14 protein-coding genes are annotated in these 15,119 nt (G+C 63.9%); 2 read left to right on the plus strand and 12 right to left on the minus strand.

Annotated features, from left to right (window positions below; genetic code table 11):
- Positions 1 to 27: 27 nt before the first annotated feature.
- The 9 genes from HU764_RS26595 to tcyJ form a co-directional block, all read right to left on the minus strand.
- Positions 28 to 672, minus strand: a complete 645-nt coding sequence (locus HU764_RS26595) for a methionine ABC transporter permease (protein ID WP_008096606.1) — start codon at positions 670 to 672, stop codon at positions 28 to 30.
- Positions 662 to 1,771 (minus strand): methionine ABC transporter ATP-binding protein, encoded by a 1,110-nt coding sequence (locus HU764_RS26600; RefSeq protein ID WP_085273880.1) that lies wholly within the window; start codon positions 1,769 to 1,771, stop codon positions 662 to 664. The genes HU764_RS26595 and HU764_RS26600 overlap by 11 nt, the downstream gene beginning before the upstream one ends.
- A gap of 1 nt (position 1,772) precedes the next feature.
- Entirely contained in the window at positions 1,773 to 2,573 is an 801-nt protein-coding gene (locus HU764_RS26605; RefSeq protein ID WP_085273879.1) for a MetQ/NlpA family ABC transporter substrate-binding protein, read from the minus strand.
- Complete coding sequence (locus HU764_RS26610; RefSeq protein ID WP_186703123.1) at positions 2,566 to 3,957, minus strand: LLM class flavin-dependent oxidoreductase; 1,392 nt, start codon at positions 3,955 to 3,957, stop codon at positions 2,566 to 2,568. Before HU764_RS26610 ends, HU764_RS26605 begins: the two co-directional genes overlap by 8 nt.
- Entirely contained in the window at positions 3,957 to 5,138 is a 1,182-nt protein-coding gene (locus HU764_RS26615) for an SfnB family sulfur acquisition oxidoreductase (protein ID WP_186703124.1), read from the minus strand. The genes HU764_RS26610 and HU764_RS26615 overlap by 1 nt, the downstream gene beginning before the upstream one ends.
- Positions 5,139 to 5,272: 134 nt before the next feature.
- The gene (locus tag HU764_RS26620; RefSeq protein ID WP_186681847.1) at positions 5,273 to 6,514 is read right to left on the minus strand and encodes an SfnB family sulfur acquisition oxidoreductase; all 1,242 of its coding nucleotides are present in this window, start codon (positions 6,512 to 6,514) and stop codon (positions 5,273 to 5,275) included.
- Positions 6,515 to 6,779: 265 nt separating this feature from the next.
- The gene (gene tcyN / locus HU764_RS26625; RefSeq protein ID WP_085273875.1) at positions 6,780 to 7,538 is read right to left on the minus strand and encodes an L-cystine ABC transporter ATP-binding protein TcyN; all 759 of its coding nucleotides are present in this window, start codon (positions 7,536 to 7,538) and stop codon (positions 6,780 to 6,782) included.
- Between the two features lie 2 nt (positions 7,539 to 7,540).
- Positions 7,541 to 8,209 carry a cystine ABC transporter permease gene (gene tcyL / locus HU764_RS26630; RefSeq protein WP_085273874.1) on the minus strand — a complete coding sequence of 223 codons (669 nt, stop codon included), beginning with the start codon at positions 8,207 to 8,209 and terminating at the stop codon, positions 7,541 to 7,543.
- A complete protein-coding gene (tcyJ, locus tag HU764_RS26635) occupies positions 8,206 to 9,000 on the minus strand; it encodes a cystine ABC transporter substrate-binding protein (RefSeq protein ID WP_027595169.1) in 795 nt (264 codons plus the stop codon). Before tcyJ ends, tcyL begins: the two co-directional genes overlap by 4 nt.
- Positions 9,001 to 9,270: 270 nt before the next feature.
- Here tcyJ and epsC point away from each other — a divergent pair, with 270 nt between their 5' ends.
- Complete coding sequence (gene epsC, locus HU764_RS26640; protein WP_186681849.1) at positions 9,271 to 10,203, plus strand: serine O-acetyltransferase EpsC; 933 nt, start codon at positions 9,271 to 9,273, stop codon at positions 10,201 to 10,203.
- Positions 10,204 to 10,537: 334 nt separating this feature from the next.
- Complete coding sequence (gene betT / locus HU764_RS26645) at positions 10,538 to 12,499, plus strand: choline transporter BetT (protein ID WP_172960398.1); 1,962 nt, start codon at positions 10,538 to 10,540, stop codon at positions 12,497 to 12,499.
- 114 nt (positions 12,500 to 12,613) lie between these two features.
- On the opposite strand, the gene tauD is transcribed toward betT, so the two are convergent.
- The 3 genes from tauD to tauB are packed head-to-tail and all read right to left on the minus strand — an operon-like array spanning position 12,614 to position 15,117.
- Positions 12,614 to 13,447: a taurine dioxygenase gene (tauD, locus tag HU764_RS26650; RefSeq protein WP_186681851.1), complete on the minus strand. Its 834-nt coding sequence runs from the start codon at positions 13,445 to 13,447 to the stop codon at positions 12,614 to 12,616.
- Positions 13,448 to 13,492: 45 nt separating this feature from the next.
- The gene (tauC, locus tag HU764_RS26655) at positions 13,493 to 14,332 is read right to left on the minus strand and encodes a taurine ABC transporter permease TauC (protein WP_099428066.1); all 840 of its coding nucleotides are present in this window, start codon (positions 14,330 to 14,332) and stop codon (positions 13,493 to 13,495) included.
- Positions 14,329 to 15,117: a taurine ABC transporter ATP-binding subunit gene (gene tauB / locus HU764_RS26660; protein ID WP_027595174.1), complete on the minus strand. Its 789-nt coding sequence runs from the start codon at positions 15,115 to 15,117 to the stop codon at positions 14,329 to 14,331. Before tauB ends, tauC begins: the two co-directional genes overlap by 4 nt.
- Positions 15,118 to 15,119: the final 2 nt, after the last annotated feature.

Genomic DNA, 15,119 nt, shown 5'->3' on the forward strand with positions numbered 1-15,119 from the left:
ACCGGCAGGAAAAGGGCCCCTAACAACTCACCGCTTGTTCAACCCCTTCGCCAGCCGATCCCCACCCAGTTGAATCAACGCCACCAACGCCACCAGCATGGCGATTACGGTCAGCATGATCTGGCTGTCGAAGCGCTGGTACCCATACCGGTAGGCAATGTCGCCCAGCCCACCGGCGCCAATCGCCCCGGCCATGGCTGACGAGTTGATCAAGGTCACCAGGGTAATGGTGAACCCCCCGACGATGCCGGGGAGCGCCTCGGGCAGCAGCACATGCCAGACGATGTGCCAGCGACGGCAGCCCATGGCTTGCGCCGCTTCCACCAGGCCGTGGTCCACTTCGCGCAAGCTCACCTCGGCAATCCGGGCAAAGAAGGGGGTGGCGGCGATGGTCAGCGGCACCACGGCCGCCCACACACCATAGGTGGTGCCTACCACCAGGCGGGTGAAGGGGATCAGCGCGACCATCAGGATCAGAAACGGGATCGAGCGGAACAGGTTGACGAACGCGCCCAGCACCCGGTTCAGCAGCGGTGCCTCGAAGATGCCGCCCTTGTCGCTGGTGACCAGCAGCACCGCCATCGGTACACCGACCAACAGCGCGATCAGCGACGACACGCCGACCATCAGCAGGGTGTCGAGCAAGCCTTCAAGCAGGCGATCAAACCACATGGCCCAGTACCTCCACGTCTTCGGCCCAACGGCGGGCACGCTCCAGCAATTGGTGGGTGTCGTGTGGCGAATGCTGCACCGACAGGATCAACTGCCCAAGGGCATGCTCACCGATGGTTTCAACGCCACCTTGCAGCAGGCGCACGCGGCCGCCGAGGTCGGTGAACAGGGCAGAAAGCTCCGGCTCGCCGAGCAAGGTCAGCTTGAGCACCACGGCGCTGTCGCGGCTCTGCGGGCTGGCCTTGAGGCTGGCCTGCAAAGTCGCGGGCAGCTTGGCCTGCAAGGGTGCGAGCAAGGTCCGCGTGACTTCATGGCGCGGTGTGCCGAATACCCGCCAGACTTCCCCTTGCTCGACCACTTCGCCGCGCTCCAGCACCACCACGCGGTGGCAGATATCGCGGATTACCGCCATTTCATGGGTGATCAGCACGATGGTCAGGCCCAGGCGCTGGTTGATGTCACGTAGCAGTTCAAGGATCGAGGCCGTGGTTTCAGGGTCGAGTGCCGAGGTGGCCTCGTCGCACAAGAGGATCTCGGGGTCGTGCACCAGCGCCCGGGCGATGCCGACGCGTTGCTTTTGCCCGCCCGACAACTGCGCGGGGTAGACGTGGTGCTTTTCCTGCAGGCCGACCAGCTCCAGCAGTGCGCGCACCTTGCGCTGGCGCTCGGCCTTGGGCACGCCGGCCACTTTCAGCGGCAGTTCGACGTTTTGCCACACGGTCTTGGCCGACATCAGGTTGAAGTGCTGGAAGATCATGCCGATGCGCCGGCGCAGCGCAACCAAGCGGTCCTCGTCGAAGGGCGCGATGTCCACCTGGTCGATCAGCACGCGGCCCTGGCTGGGTTGTTCCAGGCGGTTGATGGTACGCAGCAGCGACGACTTGCCGGCGCCGCTGCGGCCGATGATGCCGAAGATCTCGCCATGGCGGATGTTCAGGTCGATGCCTTGCAAGGCAGGCTGAGCCTGGCCAGGGTAGGTCTTGCCGAGGCCGATGAAGCGCACGTGGGCTTCGTTGACCTCTGGGCGCAGGGCCTGTTCCTTGGCCGTTGGCGGCAATGGTTGGGGTGTCGGCGCCCTGAGCGCGCTGGCCTGGCTCATGTCAGCCCTCCCAACCGGCCTGGTAGAGGTTGCCGTGGGCTTTGTTCAAGGCCGCGCGCACCGCGGGCGAGTGTTGGTAGATATCGACGAACTTAGCCAGGCGCGGGTCGTCCTTGCTTTGCGGGCGAATGACGAACTGGATCACGTACTCTTTGTTTTCCAGGCCATCGAACAGCAGCGCGGAGGTGGCGTCGAAGCTGTTGGCCAGGCGGATGTAGGCCGGGTAGCCCTGGACCAGGTCAGCGTCATCATAGGCGCGCACCAGTTGCACCGCCTCGACCTGAAGGATTTTAAGGTGCTTGGGGTTGGCGATGATGTCGTCTTCCGTGGCCTTGTAGCCGACCCCAGGTTTAAGCGTGATCAGCCCCGCCTTGGCCAGTAACTGCAGGCCACGGCCGCTGTTGATCGGGTCGTTGGCGATGGCCACGCTGGCGCCTTCGGGCAGCTCGGCGAAGCTTTTGTACTTTTTCGAGTACAGGCCGACGTTGTTGATGATGCCTGGCGCGTAGGGCACCAGGTTGAAGCCCGCAGCGGCCTTGGCGTTTTCCAGGAACGGGATGTGCTGGAAGTAGTTCACGTCGATGTCGCCGCTGTTGAGGCTGACATTGGGGGCTATCCAATCGCTGAACTCGATCAGCTTCACGTCCAGGCCTTGCTTGTGGGCTTCTTCCACGGCGGTTTCCAGGGGAATCGCAAAGGCGGAGGTGGTACCGATTTTCAACGGCTCGGCGGCGAAGGCGCTGGCGGACAGGCCAAGGGTGACCGCAATGGCCGCGACGGGCCGGAACAGTTTCTCAAGCATGGTGCAGGGCTCCAGTCGGGGCAGGGGTTGGGGTAAAGCGGTAGCGCGAGCCGGGATGGCTGGCGGGCAGGTGCGGGTGGTCGGTATCGAACAACTTCTCGCGCAGGGTGCCCTCGGCGTAAGCGGTCTTGTAGCGGCCACGCTGTTGTAGCTGCGGGATGACCAGGTCGATGAAATCCTCAAAGCTTTCTGGTGTAACGGTGCGGGTCAGGTTGAAGCCGTCCAGCCCGGTTTCGTCGAGCCAGGCGATCAGGGCATCGGCGACCTGTTCAGGGCTGCCGACCAGGGTCACGTAGCGCCCGCCCAGGGCGTGCTGATCAAGCAAGCGGCGGCGGGTCCAGGCGTTTTCCTGCAGCTGGCGCGTGGCCGACTGAATGGCGTTGCCCTTGCTGAAGCCGATCGGCTCGTCCAGCCCATAGGCCGCAAAGTCGATGCCGGTGGAGGCGGCAAAGTGCGCCACGCCGGCCTCGGGGCTGGCATGGCGCAGGTACTCGGCATGCTTGGCTTGGGCCTGTTGCTCAGTGGGGGCGACGATCACCGTGATGCCCATGAACACCTTGACCGCCTGCGGATCGCGGCCCGCCGCCTTGGCGGCCGCGCGCACCTTGTCGACCTGGGCGCGGGTGGCGGTTTTGTCCTGGCCGCTGATGAACACGCACTCGGCATGGTTGCCGGCAAAGGCGAGGCCGCGCGGGGAGCTGCCCGCCTGGAACAACACCGGTGTGCGTTGCGCTGAGGGCTCGCACAGGTGGTAGCCCTCGACGTTGTAGAACTCGCCGTGGTGGCTGACCTTGCGCACCTTGTCGGGCTGGGCGTAGACGCGCTGCTCGCGGTCGGCGACCACGGCATCGTCAGCCCAGCTGCCTTCTAGCAGTTTGTACAGCACCTGCAGGTACTCGTCGGCCTGGTCGTAGCGCCGATCATGCTCGGGTTGCTGCGCCAGGCCCATGGCGCGGGCCGCGCTGTCGAGGTAGCCGGTGACGATGTTCCAGCCGACCCGGCCATTGGTGAGGTGGTCGAGCGTGGAGAGGCGCCGGGCGAACAGGTAAGGCGCCTCGTAGGTGAGGTTGGCGGTAAGGCCGAAGCCCAGGTTGCGGGTGACGGCAGCCATGGCCGAGACCAACAGCAGGGGGTCGTTGACGGGTAGCTGGATCGACTCCTTGAGCGTTACCTCCAGCGACTGGCCATAGATGTCGTAGGTGCCGACGATGTCGGCGATGAACACGCCGTCGAACAAGCCCCGTTCCAGCAGGCGTGCCAGGTCGGTCCAGTATTCAAGCGTCTTGTACTGGGTCGAGGTGTCCCGCGGGTGGGTCCACAGGCCATGGTTGATGTGCCCGATGCAGTTCATGTTGAAGGCATTGAGCAGAATCTGCTTGGCCATCAGATCGTCCCCCGGCGCGGCGGGTTTTCGTTGTTCAGGTAGTAGTTGCCGATGGCGTGGTACTTCCAGCGCACTGGGTCGTGCAGGGTGTGCACGCGAGCGTTGCGCCAGTGGCGGTCGAGGTTGTGCTCGGCGAGGGTGGCCTGGCTACCGGCCAGTTCGAACAGCGTGGTGCCGGCGGCGAGGGAAATCTCGGTGCTGATGGCGCGTGCTTCGGCCACGGCAATGGAGGCGGCGGCGACGTTGTCGGCGCTGCTGTCTTGCTGGGCGCGGTCAAGGTATTCACCGGCGCGTTCGAGCAGGGCTTCGGTGGCGTGCAGGCGGATCGCCAGTTGGCCGAAGCTTTTCAGGGTCAAGGGGTCTTCGCTGGCCTTGTCCAGGCCCGAGTCGACCCAGGGGCGGCTGCGGGTGCGCACGAAGTGCAGGGCATCTTCGTAGGCGGCGCGGGCGATGCCGGTGTCGATGGCAGCGTGGAGAATCTGTGCCAGTGGGCCGACCGGGGTCGGGCGTTCGAAGGCGCTCTGGAAGGGGACTACGTCTTGGGCGCTGACCCACACGTTGTCGAATACCACCGAACCACTGCCGGTGGTGCGCTGGCCGAAGCCGCTCCAGTCGTCGATCACCTGCAGGCCTTGGCTGTCGGCGGGGACGAAGGCCAATTGTTGCACGCCATCGTCATCGATCACCGAGGTCGGGATGCGCTGGGCGTAAAGGGCACCGGTTGAATAGAACTTGCGGCCATTGATACGGAACCCATCACCGTCGCGGCTCAGGCGGGTGGTGCGGTCGTTGGCGGTCTTGGTGCCCAGTTCGGCCAAGGCATTGCCAAAGCGCCGGCCGGCCAGCACTTCGGCGTACAGGCGTTGCTGTTGTTCAGGGCTACCGTTTACCCGCAGCACTTCCAGGGCATAGAAGTGGTTTTGCGGGATCTGCCCCAAGGAGCCATCGGCCTGGGCGATGCGGGCGATGACTTTGGCCAGGGTGACGTTGGACACACCGGCGCCGCCGAAGGCCTTGGGCACGCTGATGGCCCACAGGCCGGAGCGGGTGAACAGGTCGAGTTCGGCATGGGGCAGGCGACGCTCGCGGTCGCGCAGGGCGCTGTCGCGGCGCAGTTGCTGGGCGATGTCTTCGGCGATGGTCAGGGCTTGGGTGTCGCTGGTGATGATGTTTGTGGTCATGGTGTTTCTCCGGGGGCCGCTGTGCGGCCCATTCGCGGGGCAAGCCCGCTCCCACAGACACACTGCATTGATCTCAGGTGTGGGAGCGGGCTTGCCCCGCGAATGGGCTGCGCAGCAGCCCCAAAGGCTGCAAATCAGATCCAGGAATGCCGCGCAGGCTGGCTGCCGTTCAGGTGGTAAGCGCCCACCGCGTGGTACTTCCAGCGCACCGGGTCATGCAGGGTGTGCACGCGGGCGTTGCGCCAGTGGCGGTCGAGGTTGAACTCGGCCAGGGTGGCGCGGCTGCCGGCCAGCTCGAACAGCTTTTCGCTGGCCTGCAACGAGACCTCGGTGGTCAGCACCTTGGCCTCGGCCACGGCGATCGAAGCGCGGGCAGCAGAAGCGGCGTCGATGGGTGCGTCATTGACCTCATCGAGCACCCGCGCCGCTTTGCGCAGCAGCGCCTCGGCAGCGTGCAGCTCGAGCTTGAGGCGGCCGATGTCGGCGATCACGTACGGGTCGTCGCTGGCGCGCTCGACCTTGGCGTCGATCCAGGGCCGCGATTTGTCGCGCACAAAGCTGATGGCATCATCGATGGCCGCTTCGGCGATGCCGGCGTCGATGGCTGCCTGGATCAACTGCGAAGCCGCGCCCTGGATATTCGGCGTGTCACGCTGGCGCCAGTTGTCGATCACCAGTTCCGCATCGACCGGTACCTGGTCGAGCAGCACGGTGCCGCTGGCGGTGGTGCGTTGGCCGAACCCAGACCAGTCATCGACGATGCGCAGCCCAGGGCTGCCGCGGCGGACGAAGGCCAGGCGCTGGCGGCCTTCGTCGTCCAGTGCCTTGACCGCCACCCAGTGGGCGTACAGGGCGCCCGTGGAGTAGAACTTTTCACCACTGATGCGATAACCGTCGCCTACGCGGGTGATCTTTGCCTTCAGGGTCAGGGTGTCTTTGGTGCCGCGCTCGGGGCCGGCATTGCCGATGCGCCAGCCGTCCAGCACGCTGCGGAAGATCACCGCCTGCTGTGCCTCGGTGGCGGTCAGGCGCAGCAACTGCAGCATGCCGAACTGGTTCTGCGGGATCTGCCCCAGGGCCGGGTCGGCGGCACTGATCAGGCGGAAGACTTCCGCCACGGTTTCGAACGAGACATCGGGGCCGCCATAGGCCTTGGGTACGCTGATGCTGCCCAGGCCGCTGCGGGTGAACTGCTCGATCTCTGCCCACGGCAGTTTGCGTTGCTGGTCGCGGCGTGCGGCCTGCTCACGGGCCACGTCGGCCAGTTCGCGTGCGGCTTGCAGGGCCTCGGCGTCGTTGCGCAGCACCTTGGCTGGCAGCAGCAGGGGCGAGCTGTCGACGTCGCTGTGGAAAAGGGTATTTGGCTGGCTGGACATCAGTACCGCTCCTTGGCTGCACTCAATGCCCTGGCGATACGCACTGGGGTGATTGTGATCCTGACCATTCCTAACCTCACAAAAGTAGATGCGTCGCTTCAGCTGATGGCGACAGACGTTTGCTGGTCCGGTGGTCCGGTGTATATACCCTAAAGGCTTATTAAAAGATTATGAACTAATCTTTTGGAATATATATAGAAGTTGAGATTTGCGCAGGAGGTGCCGGCTTCTTCGCGGGCTTGCCCGCGAAGAGGCCAGTACAGGTTTATTCCGAAGCTGCGGTACCGAGAAACTTGCGCAAGAACTGCCGGGTACGCTCTTCCTTGGGCGCCGCAAACAGCGCCTTGGCTTCACCCTGTTCGACGATCACCCCCTTGTCGAAGAAGATCACCCGGTTCGCCACATCACGGGCAAAACTCATCTCGTGGGTAACGATGATCATGGTGCGCTTCTCTTCGGCCAGGCCGCGGATGGTGGCGAGCACTTCGCCAACCAGCTCCGGGTCGAGCGCCGAGGTCGGTTCGTCAAACAGAATCACCTCAGGCTCCATCGCCAGGGCACGGGCAATCGCTACCCGCTGCTGCTGGCCACCGGAAAGGCGCCGGGGGTAGGCGTCTTCCTTGCCCGCCAGGCCTACCTTGGCCATCAGCTTGCGGCCCAGGGCGATGGCCTGGTCGCGGGGCGTCTTCTTGACGATCACCGGGCCCTCGATGACGTTTTCCAGGGCGGTGCGGTGGGGGAACAGGTTGAAGTTCTGGAACACGAAACCGGCCTGCTGACGCAACCGGCGAATCGCACTCTGCTGCCCACCCAGCGGGCGATTGGCATCGATGCTGATGGCGCCGATCTGGATCTGCCCAGCGTCGGGGGTTTCCAGCAGGTTGAGGCAGCGCAGGAAGGTGGTCTTGCCCGAGCCGCTGGGGCCGATGATGGCGACCACTTCGCCTGGCTGCACGGTCAGGTCGATGCCATTGAGCACGGTCTGGCCCTTGAACTGCTTGGACAGGCCTTTAACTACGATCATGCTCAATGCTCCTGGTCATGCTGGTTGACCCGCGCTTCCATGCGGTTCTGGAAGTGCGCGAGGATACTGCAGAGGATCCAGTAGATAACCGCCACAGCCAGGTACATGGTGAAGACTTCGAAGGTGCGTGCGGTAATCAGCTGGGCCTGGCGGAACAGCTCGGGCACCTGGATGGTCGCCGCCAGGGCGGTGTCCTTGACCAGCGAGATGAAGCTGTTGCCCAGCGGTGGCAAGGCCGTACGCAGGGCTTGCGGCAGGATGGCCCGGCGCATGGCCTGGGTGCGGGTCATGCCAATGCTGGCAGCGGCTTCCCACTGGCCACGGTCGATCGAGGAAATCGCCGCACGCAGGATTTCGCAGATGTAAGCTGCCATGTTCAGCGACAGGCCGATCAGCGAGGCCGGGATGGGGTCGAGTTCGATACCGATCTGCGGCATGCCGAAATAGATCACGAACAGCTGCACCAGCAGCGGCGTGCCCCGGAAGAACGACACGTAGATGCGTGCCAGCCAGTCCAGCGGCAACATCTTCGACAGCCGCATCAGCGCCAGGGCAAACCCCAGCACCAGGCCGAAGAACATGCCACCGACACTGAGCAGCACCGTATAACCCGCGCCCTTCAGCAGGAAGGGCGTGGAATCGACAACGAGTTGCAGGCTTTCAGGGATCATTTAGTGACATCGGCACCGAAGTATTTTTCCGACAGCTTGGCCAGCGTGCCGTCGGCCTTGAGCTTGTCGATGGCCTTGTTGAGGGCCGCCAGCAACTCAGGTTCGCCTTTGCGCAGGGCCACGCCGCTTTCCAGGCGCGAGAAGGCGTCGCCGGCAAGCTCGGTGTCCTTGGCTTTTTGCGCGTATTCCAGTGCGGCCAGGCGGTCGATCAGGATCGCGTCGATGCGGCCGTTGCGCAGGTCGGCGAATTTGCTCGGGTCGTCTTCATAGGTGCGCACGTCTGCTTGCGGAACATCTTGCTTGACCCATTGCTCGTAGTTGGTGCCCAGGCCTACGCCGACTTTCTTGCCAGCCAGGTCAGCCGCTTTGTGGATGTTCAGCTGCTCGGCCTTCTTCTTCAGGATCAGCGCCTGGATGCCGGAAATGGTGTAGGGCTCGGAGAAGTCGTACTTCTTCTTGCGCTCTTCGGAAATGGTCACCTGGTTGATCACCACGTCCAGACGCTTGGATTCCAGCGCGGCGAGGATCCCATCCCATTTGGTCGGTTGAACCTTGGCTTTGACCCCGAGCTCCTTGGCCAACAGCTCGGAGAGTTCAACCTCGAAGCCGGTCAGGTTTCCGTCTGCGTTGACGAAGCTGAACGGTGGGTAGGTGCCTTCCAGGCCGACGTTGATCACGCCCTTTTCCTGAATGGTCTTCAATTGCTCGCCGGCGAAGGCCTGGCTGAGCAGGCCGGCACCCAGCAGGATGGCCAGGCTGGCGTTGAGTAGCGGTTTGGCGAATTTCGACATGTCAGGCCCCGCGCTTGGTGTGGAAGTAGTGGGTGGCGACTATAAAGTTGGCCGCTTAGGCCAGGAAATAATAAAAAATTATCTTATTATTCCGTTTTGTTTTTCTGCCGAGTGAAGTCAGCTTTGAGGGTAGGCCAGGATACTGGCGCCGTCATCGCGGCTTATGCCCGACTTAGCGCAGGATGGAATAAAGCGTTGTTTTTTCCAAGGGATGGATTTGCCGTAGAGTGGATCGCATAACGACAGATTGGCCCCAGGCAGGAGAACACCGTGAGCGAACAACCAACATCCGCGCATTGGCAGCTGCACAGCATCGTCAGTGGTTTGCGCAGCGCCCGTGAGCAATGGCGCAGCCGCAATGGCCGCAGCATTGGCGAGCAGGGCGGGCGCGAACTGCCCTCTCGCGAGGCCATGCGGCAGATTCTCGAGCAGTTGTGCGGGGCGCTGTTCCCGATGCGCCTTGGGCCGGTCGACCTGCGCGAAGAGAGTGAAGATTTTTACGTAGGGCACACCCTGGATGCCGCCCTGACCGCATTGCTGGCCCAGGCCCGCCTGGAGCTGCGCTACGCCGCCCGGCAGAGCCAGGGTGACTTGGTGTCCGTCGATGCCCAGGCACTGCGGCTGATCCAGGATTTTGCCGCGGCGCTGCCCAACCTGCGGGTATTGCTGGACACCGACGTGCTGGCCGCCTACCACGGTGACCCGGCGGCGCGCAGTGTCGATGAGGTGCTGCTGTGCTACCCAGGCATCCTCGCCATCATCCATCACCGCCTGGCGCATCACTTGTACCAGGCTGGTTTGCCGCTGCTGGCGCGTATCAGTTCGGAGCTGGCGCATTCGGCGACCGGTATCGACATCCACCCCGGCGCGCAGATCGGCCCGAGCTTCTTCATCGACCACGGCACCGGCGTGGTGATTGGCGAGACCGCGATCATCGGCGAGCGGGTACGTATCTACCAGGCGGTGACACTGGGCGCCAAGCGCTTCCCAAGCGATGAGTCGGGTACCCTGCACAAAGGCCTGCCGCGCCACCCGATCGTCGAGGACGACGTGGTGATCTATGCGGGGGCGACGATCCTGGGGCGCATTACCATCGGCAAGGGCTCGACCATTGGCGGTAATGTGTGGCTCACCCGTAGCGTGCCGGCTGAGAGCAACATTACCCAGGCCAACCTGCAACTGGATTGCCAGGACAAGAACTGACCTGAGGTCTTTACTGGCTGTACCGGCCCTTTCGCGGGGCGAGCCCGCTCCCACAGAATCATCAGCCTATTGGGGCTAGTGATGTACCTGGGGGAGTGGGCTTGCCCCGCAAAAGGGCCGGTTCAGGCATGCACCGATCAGCACCCCGGTTCGCATCAAATCCCGATCCATGGTTAACTTGAACGCTTGTTCAATGAAAAAACGCTGGTCCGCTGCCGGTGTTCAACAGGAGGATTCCTTTGCTGAACCCGTTCATTTCGAACCTTACGTCACGTGACGAGGTGCATGCCCGATGAGTGCACCGACCCCCACCCTTGCCAACGGCAAGATGCGCATGAACCCTCCGGTGTTCTATTTCGCGGCAAGTTTCATCCTCATCTTCGGCCTCATCGTCATCACCAACCCGCAAGCTGCAGGCGACTGGTTGCTGGCGGCACAGAACTGGGCGGCCAACACGGTCGGCTGGTACTACATGCTGGCGATGACGCTGTACCTGGTCTTCGTGGTGGTCACCGCCTTGTCTGGCTACGGCAAGATCAAGCTCGGTGCCGACCACGACGAACCCGAGTTCAGCTACTTGTCCTGGGCCGGCATGCTGTTTGCCGCCGGCATCAGCATCACGCTGTTCTTCTTCTGCGTGTCCGAACCGCTGACCCACATGCTGCAGCCGCCCCAGGGCGAAGCAGGCACGGCAGAGGCCGGGCGCCAGGCCATGCAGATCCTGTTCCTGCACTGGGGCCTGCATGGCTGGGGCGTGTTTGCCTTCGTCGGCATGGCGCTGGCCTACTTCGCCTACCGGCATAACCTACCGCTGGCCTTGCGCTCGGCGCTGTACCCCTTGATCGGCAAGCGCATCAACGGGCCGATTGGTTACGCGGTGGATGGCTTCGGCATCATTGCCACGGTGTTCGGCCTGGGCGCTGACATGGGCTTTGGCGTGTTGCACTTGAATGCCGGCCTGGATTACCTGTTCGGGATCAGCCACAGCCAGTGGGTGCAGGTCGCGTTGATCACCCTGATGATGGGCGCGGCGGTGGCCGTGGCGGTCGCCGGGGTGGAGAAAGGCGTGCGGGTGATGAGCGACATCAACCTGTTCCTGGCCTGCGCGCTGTTGCTGTTCGTGCTGTTTGCCGGCCCTACCCAGCACCTGTTCAACACGCTTATCCAGAACCTGGGGGACTACCTCGGCGCCTTGCCCCGCAAGAGCTTCGACGTCTATGCCTATGGCGAAAACCGCGACTGGCTGGGCGGCTGGACGGTGTTCTACTGGGCCTGGTGGATTGCCTGGGCGCCGTTCGTGGGCTTGTTCATTGCGCGTATTTCGCGTGGGCGCACCATCCGCGAATTCGTCTTCGGCGTGTTGCTGATTCCCCTGGGCTTCACCCTGGCGTGGATGTCGATCTTCGGCAACAGCGCGTTGGACCAGGTCATCAACCATGGCATGACCGCGCTTGGTCAATCGGCGCTGGATAACCCGTCGATGAGCCTGTACCTGCTGCTGGAGACCTACCCCTGGAGCAAGGTGGTCATCGCGACCACGGTGTTTATCAGCTTCGTGTTCTTCGTCACCTCGGCCGACTCGGGCACTGTGGTGCTGTCGACTTTGTCGGCCAAGGGTGGTGACCCGGATGAAGATGGGCCTAACTGGCTGCGGATTTTCTGGGGCGCGATGACCGCGCTGATCACCAGTGCATTGCTGTTCGCCGGCAGCATCGATTCGCTGAAGTCGGCGGTGGTGCTGACCTCGCTGCCGTTCTCGCTGATCTTGCTGTGCATGATGTGGGGGCTGCACAAGGCGTTTTACCTGGAGTCCCAGCGGCAGATTGCGCAGATGCATTCGCTGGCGCCGTTCGCTCAGTCGCGTCGCGGTCGTGGCGGCTGGCGCCAGCGCCTGAGCCAGGCCGTGCACTTCCCGTCACGCGATGAGGTGTACCGCTTCATGGACGACGTGGTGCGCCCGGCGATTGCCGATGTGCGTGAGGTGTTCGAGCAGAAGGGCCTGGTGCTGATTACCCAGGACGACCCGAGCCACGACAACGTCAGCTTGAAAGTGGGCCATGGCGAGGAGCAACCCTTCATCTACCAGGTGCAGATGCGCGGCTATTTCACGCCGTCGTTTGCGCTGGGTGGGCTGGGTGCTCAGGAGTTGAAGAACCGCCGTTATTACCGGGCGGAGGTGCACCTGAGCGAGGGCAGCCAGAACTACGACCTGGTGGGCTACAGCAAGGAGCAGATCATCAACGACATCCTCGACCAGTACGAGCGGCATATGCAGTACTTGCACCTGGTCCGCTAGACCGCTGGGGCCGCTTTGCGGCCCTTTCGCAGCACAAGGCTGCTCCTACAGGATGTGCGATCCCCTGTAGGAGCAGCCTTGTGCTGCGAATGGAGGCCAACGGCCTCCCGCGGTTCAAAACGGCGCATCCCCCAGAATCGTCGCCCGGTGCATCACCCGCCGATTCGGCCGGTAATCATCCACCGCAAAATGCTGGGTCACGCGGTTGTCCCAGAACGCCACATCATTTTCCTGCCAACGCCAGCGAATGCTGAACTCAGGCCTGGTCGCATGGGTGAACAGCAGCTTGAGCAACGCGTCGCTCTCATACTCGTTCAACTCATTGATGCGCGTGGTGAACCCTTCGTTGACGAACAGCGCCTTGCGCCCGCTGACCGGGTGCGTGCGGATCACTGGGTGTGACAGCGGCGGGTTGTTGCGCCGGGTCGCTTCCCAGCGCGCCAGGTCTTCTGGCGTGGTGCCAAAACGCTCGAGCGGGAACGACTTGGTGAAGTCATGGGTGGCCGTCAGCCCATCAAGCATCTCGCGCAGGGGCGCCGACAAGGCTTCAAGGGCGGCAATGCCACTGGCCCACAGGGTGTCGCCGCCATAGGCCGGCAGTTGCTTGGCGCTGAGCACCGCACCCAACGCCGGGGTCGGCAGGAAGGTCACGTCGGTGTGCCAGACGGCGTTGTCGCGCACGTCGGTGACCGCCGTGTCGAGCACCAGCACCTGCGGAGTTTCCGGCACGTTGGGGTAGATCGGGTGGATGTGCAGGTCACCAAAGCGGGCCGCAAAGCGGGCTTGCTGGTCTGGGTTGATCGGTTGATCGCGGAAGAACAGCACCTGGTGCTTGAGCAGCGCTTGCTCGATGGCGTCGCGCTGCTCGGTGGTGATGTCGCGGCTGATGTCCACGCCGCTGATCTGGGCGCCGAGCGCCGGGCTGAGAGGGGTGATGGTCAGGCTCATGTCGGTCTCGATCTGTTTTTACTAGGCGCCGAAATGCCGGCGTGGTCAGTGGCTTTGCCCGTGCCAGGGCACCAGCTTGCGTTGCAGCGCGCGCAGGCTCATTTCCAACGCGAAGGCGATCAGGGCGATCAGCAGAATGCCCAGCACCACCACGTCAGTGACCAGGAACTGCGCCGCCGACTGCACCATGAAGCCCAGGCCGCTGGTGGCGGCGATCAGTTCTGCGGCGACCAGGGTCGACCAGCCGACCCCAAGGCCGATGCGGATGCCGGTGAGGATGTCGGGCAAGGCGCTGGGCAGGATCACGTGGCGGATCAGTTGCGCCTTGGTCGCCCCCAGCGATTGCGCGGCGCGCAGTTTGGCCGGGTCGACGGTGCGTACGCCGGTGGCGGTGGCGATGGCAATCGGGGCGAAGATCGCCAGGTAAATCAGCAACACTTTCGACAGCTCGCCGATGCCGCACCAGATGACGATGAGCGGCAGATAGGCCAGTGGCGGAATAGGGCGGTAGAACTCGATCAGCGGGTCGAGAATGCCCCGCGCCACGCGGTTGTAACCGATGGCGATGCCGACCGGGATGGCGGTCAGGGTGGCGGCGACCAGTGCCAGGCCGATACGGCCCAGGCTTGCCCCCAGGTGCTGCCACAGGCTGGCATCCATGTAGCCCTGGGTCAGTAGGGTCCAGGCCCTGGCCAGGATATCGCCGGGCGCCGGCAGGAACAGCGGCTCGATCCAGCCGGCGGCCGTCACCAGCCACCAGGCCAGCAGCAGGCTGGCCAGGGTCAGGGTGCTGATCCAGCGGGTAGCAAGCGGGCGGCGTGCCTTTTCAGCAGGCCGGGTGTGGGCGTCGCGTTTGCCGGTAACCGGCAGATCCAGGCTGCTCATGCGCGCTCCTGCAGGCTTTGGCGTTGGGAGAAGACCCGCGCCAGCACGTGCTCGCGGGTTTCGATGAAGCGTGGGTCGGACTTGATCGCCCGGGCCGGCTCGCCCGCCGCGTAGCGTTGGCCGAAGTCCAACTGCAGGCGCTCGACTACACGCCCCGGGTTGGGCGCCAGCAGCACCAGCTCGCTGGCGAGGAACACCGCTTCTTCAATGTCGTGGGTAATCAGGAACACAGGCTTTGCGGTGCGCTGCCAGACCTGCAGCAGCAGCTCTTGCATCTGCTCGCGGGTGAACGCGTCGAGCGCGCCGAACGGCTCGTCCATCAGCAGTACCCGTGGGTCGGCCGCCAGCGCGCGGGCCAGGCCGACACGCTGCTTCTGGCCACCGGACAATTGCCATATGCGCCGCTCGGCAAACCCTTCCAGGTCGACCAAGGCCAGCATCTCGCGGGCCTTGGCCTCACGCTGGGCGCGCGGTACGCCGGCCAGCTCAAGGCCAAAGGCGACGTTGCCCAGCACGTTCTGCCAGGGCAGCAAGGCATCGTCTTGGAACACCACACCGCGTTCGGCGCTGGGGCCGTTGACCGGTGCACCGTCAAGGGTGATGCGGCCGCCGCTGGGGGCGACGAAGCCGGCGATCAGGTTGAGCAGCGACGTCTTGCCGCTGCCGGATGGCCCGAGGGCCACCAGCAGCTGGCGTGGCCCCAGGCTCAGGTTGATATCGGCCAGCACCGGGGTGCTGGCGCCAGGGTACTGTGCGCTGATGCGCTCCAGTTCAAGCAAGGCCATGA

This window comes from Pseudomonas kermanshahensis (assembly GCF_014269205.2).
GTDB classification, from domain to species: domain Bacteria; phylum Pseudomonadota; class Gammaproteobacteria; order Pseudomonadales; family Pseudomonadaceae; genus Aquipseudomonas; species Aquipseudomonas kermanshahensis.

Bases quoted from the DNA above. Each gene is read 5' to 3' on its own strand.
- HU764_RS26595 (WP_008096606.1), bottom strand. From the start codon at position 672: ATGTGGTTTGATCGCCTGCTTGAAGGCTTGCTCGACACCCTGCTGATG.
- HU764_RS26600 (WP_085273880.1), bottom strand. From the start codon at position 1,771: ATGAGCCAGGCCAGCGCGCTCAGGGCGCCGACACCCCAACCATTGCCG.
- HU764_RS26605 (WP_085273879.1), bottom strand. From the start codon at position 2,573: ATGCTTGAGAAACTGTTCCGGCCCGTCGCGGCCATTGCGGTCACCCTT.
- HU764_RS26610 (WP_186703123.1), bottom strand. From the start codon at position 3,957: ATGGCCAAGCAGATTCTGCTCAATGCCTTCAACATGAACTGCATCGGG.
- HU764_RS26615 (WP_186703124.1), bottom strand. From the start codon at position 5,138: ATGACCACAAACATCATCACCAGCGACACCCAAGCCCTGACCATCGCC.
- HU764_RS26620 (WP_186681847.1), bottom strand. From the start codon at position 6,514: ATGTCCAGCCAGCCAAATACCCTTTTCCACAGCGACGTCGACAGCTCG.
- tcyN (WP_085273875.1), bottom strand. From the start codon at position 7,538: ATGATCGTAGTTAAAGGCCTGTCCAAGCAGTTCAAGGGCCAGACCGTG.
- tcyL (WP_085273874.1), bottom strand. From the start codon at position 8,209: ATGATCCCTGAAAGCCTGCAACTCGTTGTCGATTCCACGCCCTTCCTG.
- tcyJ (WP_027595169.1), bottom strand. From the start codon at position 9,000: ATGTCGAAATTCGCCAAACCGCTACTCAACGCCAGCCTGGCCATCCTG.
- betT (WP_172960398.1), top strand. From the start codon at position 10,538: ATGAACCCTCCGGTGTTCTATTTCGCGGCAAGTTTCATCCTCATCTTC.
- tauD (WP_186681851.1), bottom strand. From the start codon at position 13,447: ATGAGCCTGACCATCACCCCTCTCAGCCCGGCGCTCGGCGCCCAGATC.
- tauC (WP_099428066.1), bottom strand. From the start codon at position 14,332: ATGAGCAGCCTGGATCTGCCGGTTACCGGCAAACGCGACGCCCACACC.
- tauB (WP_027595174.1), bottom strand. From the start codon at position 15,117: ATGGCCTTGCTTGAACTGGAGCGCATCAGCGCACAGTACCCTGGCGCC.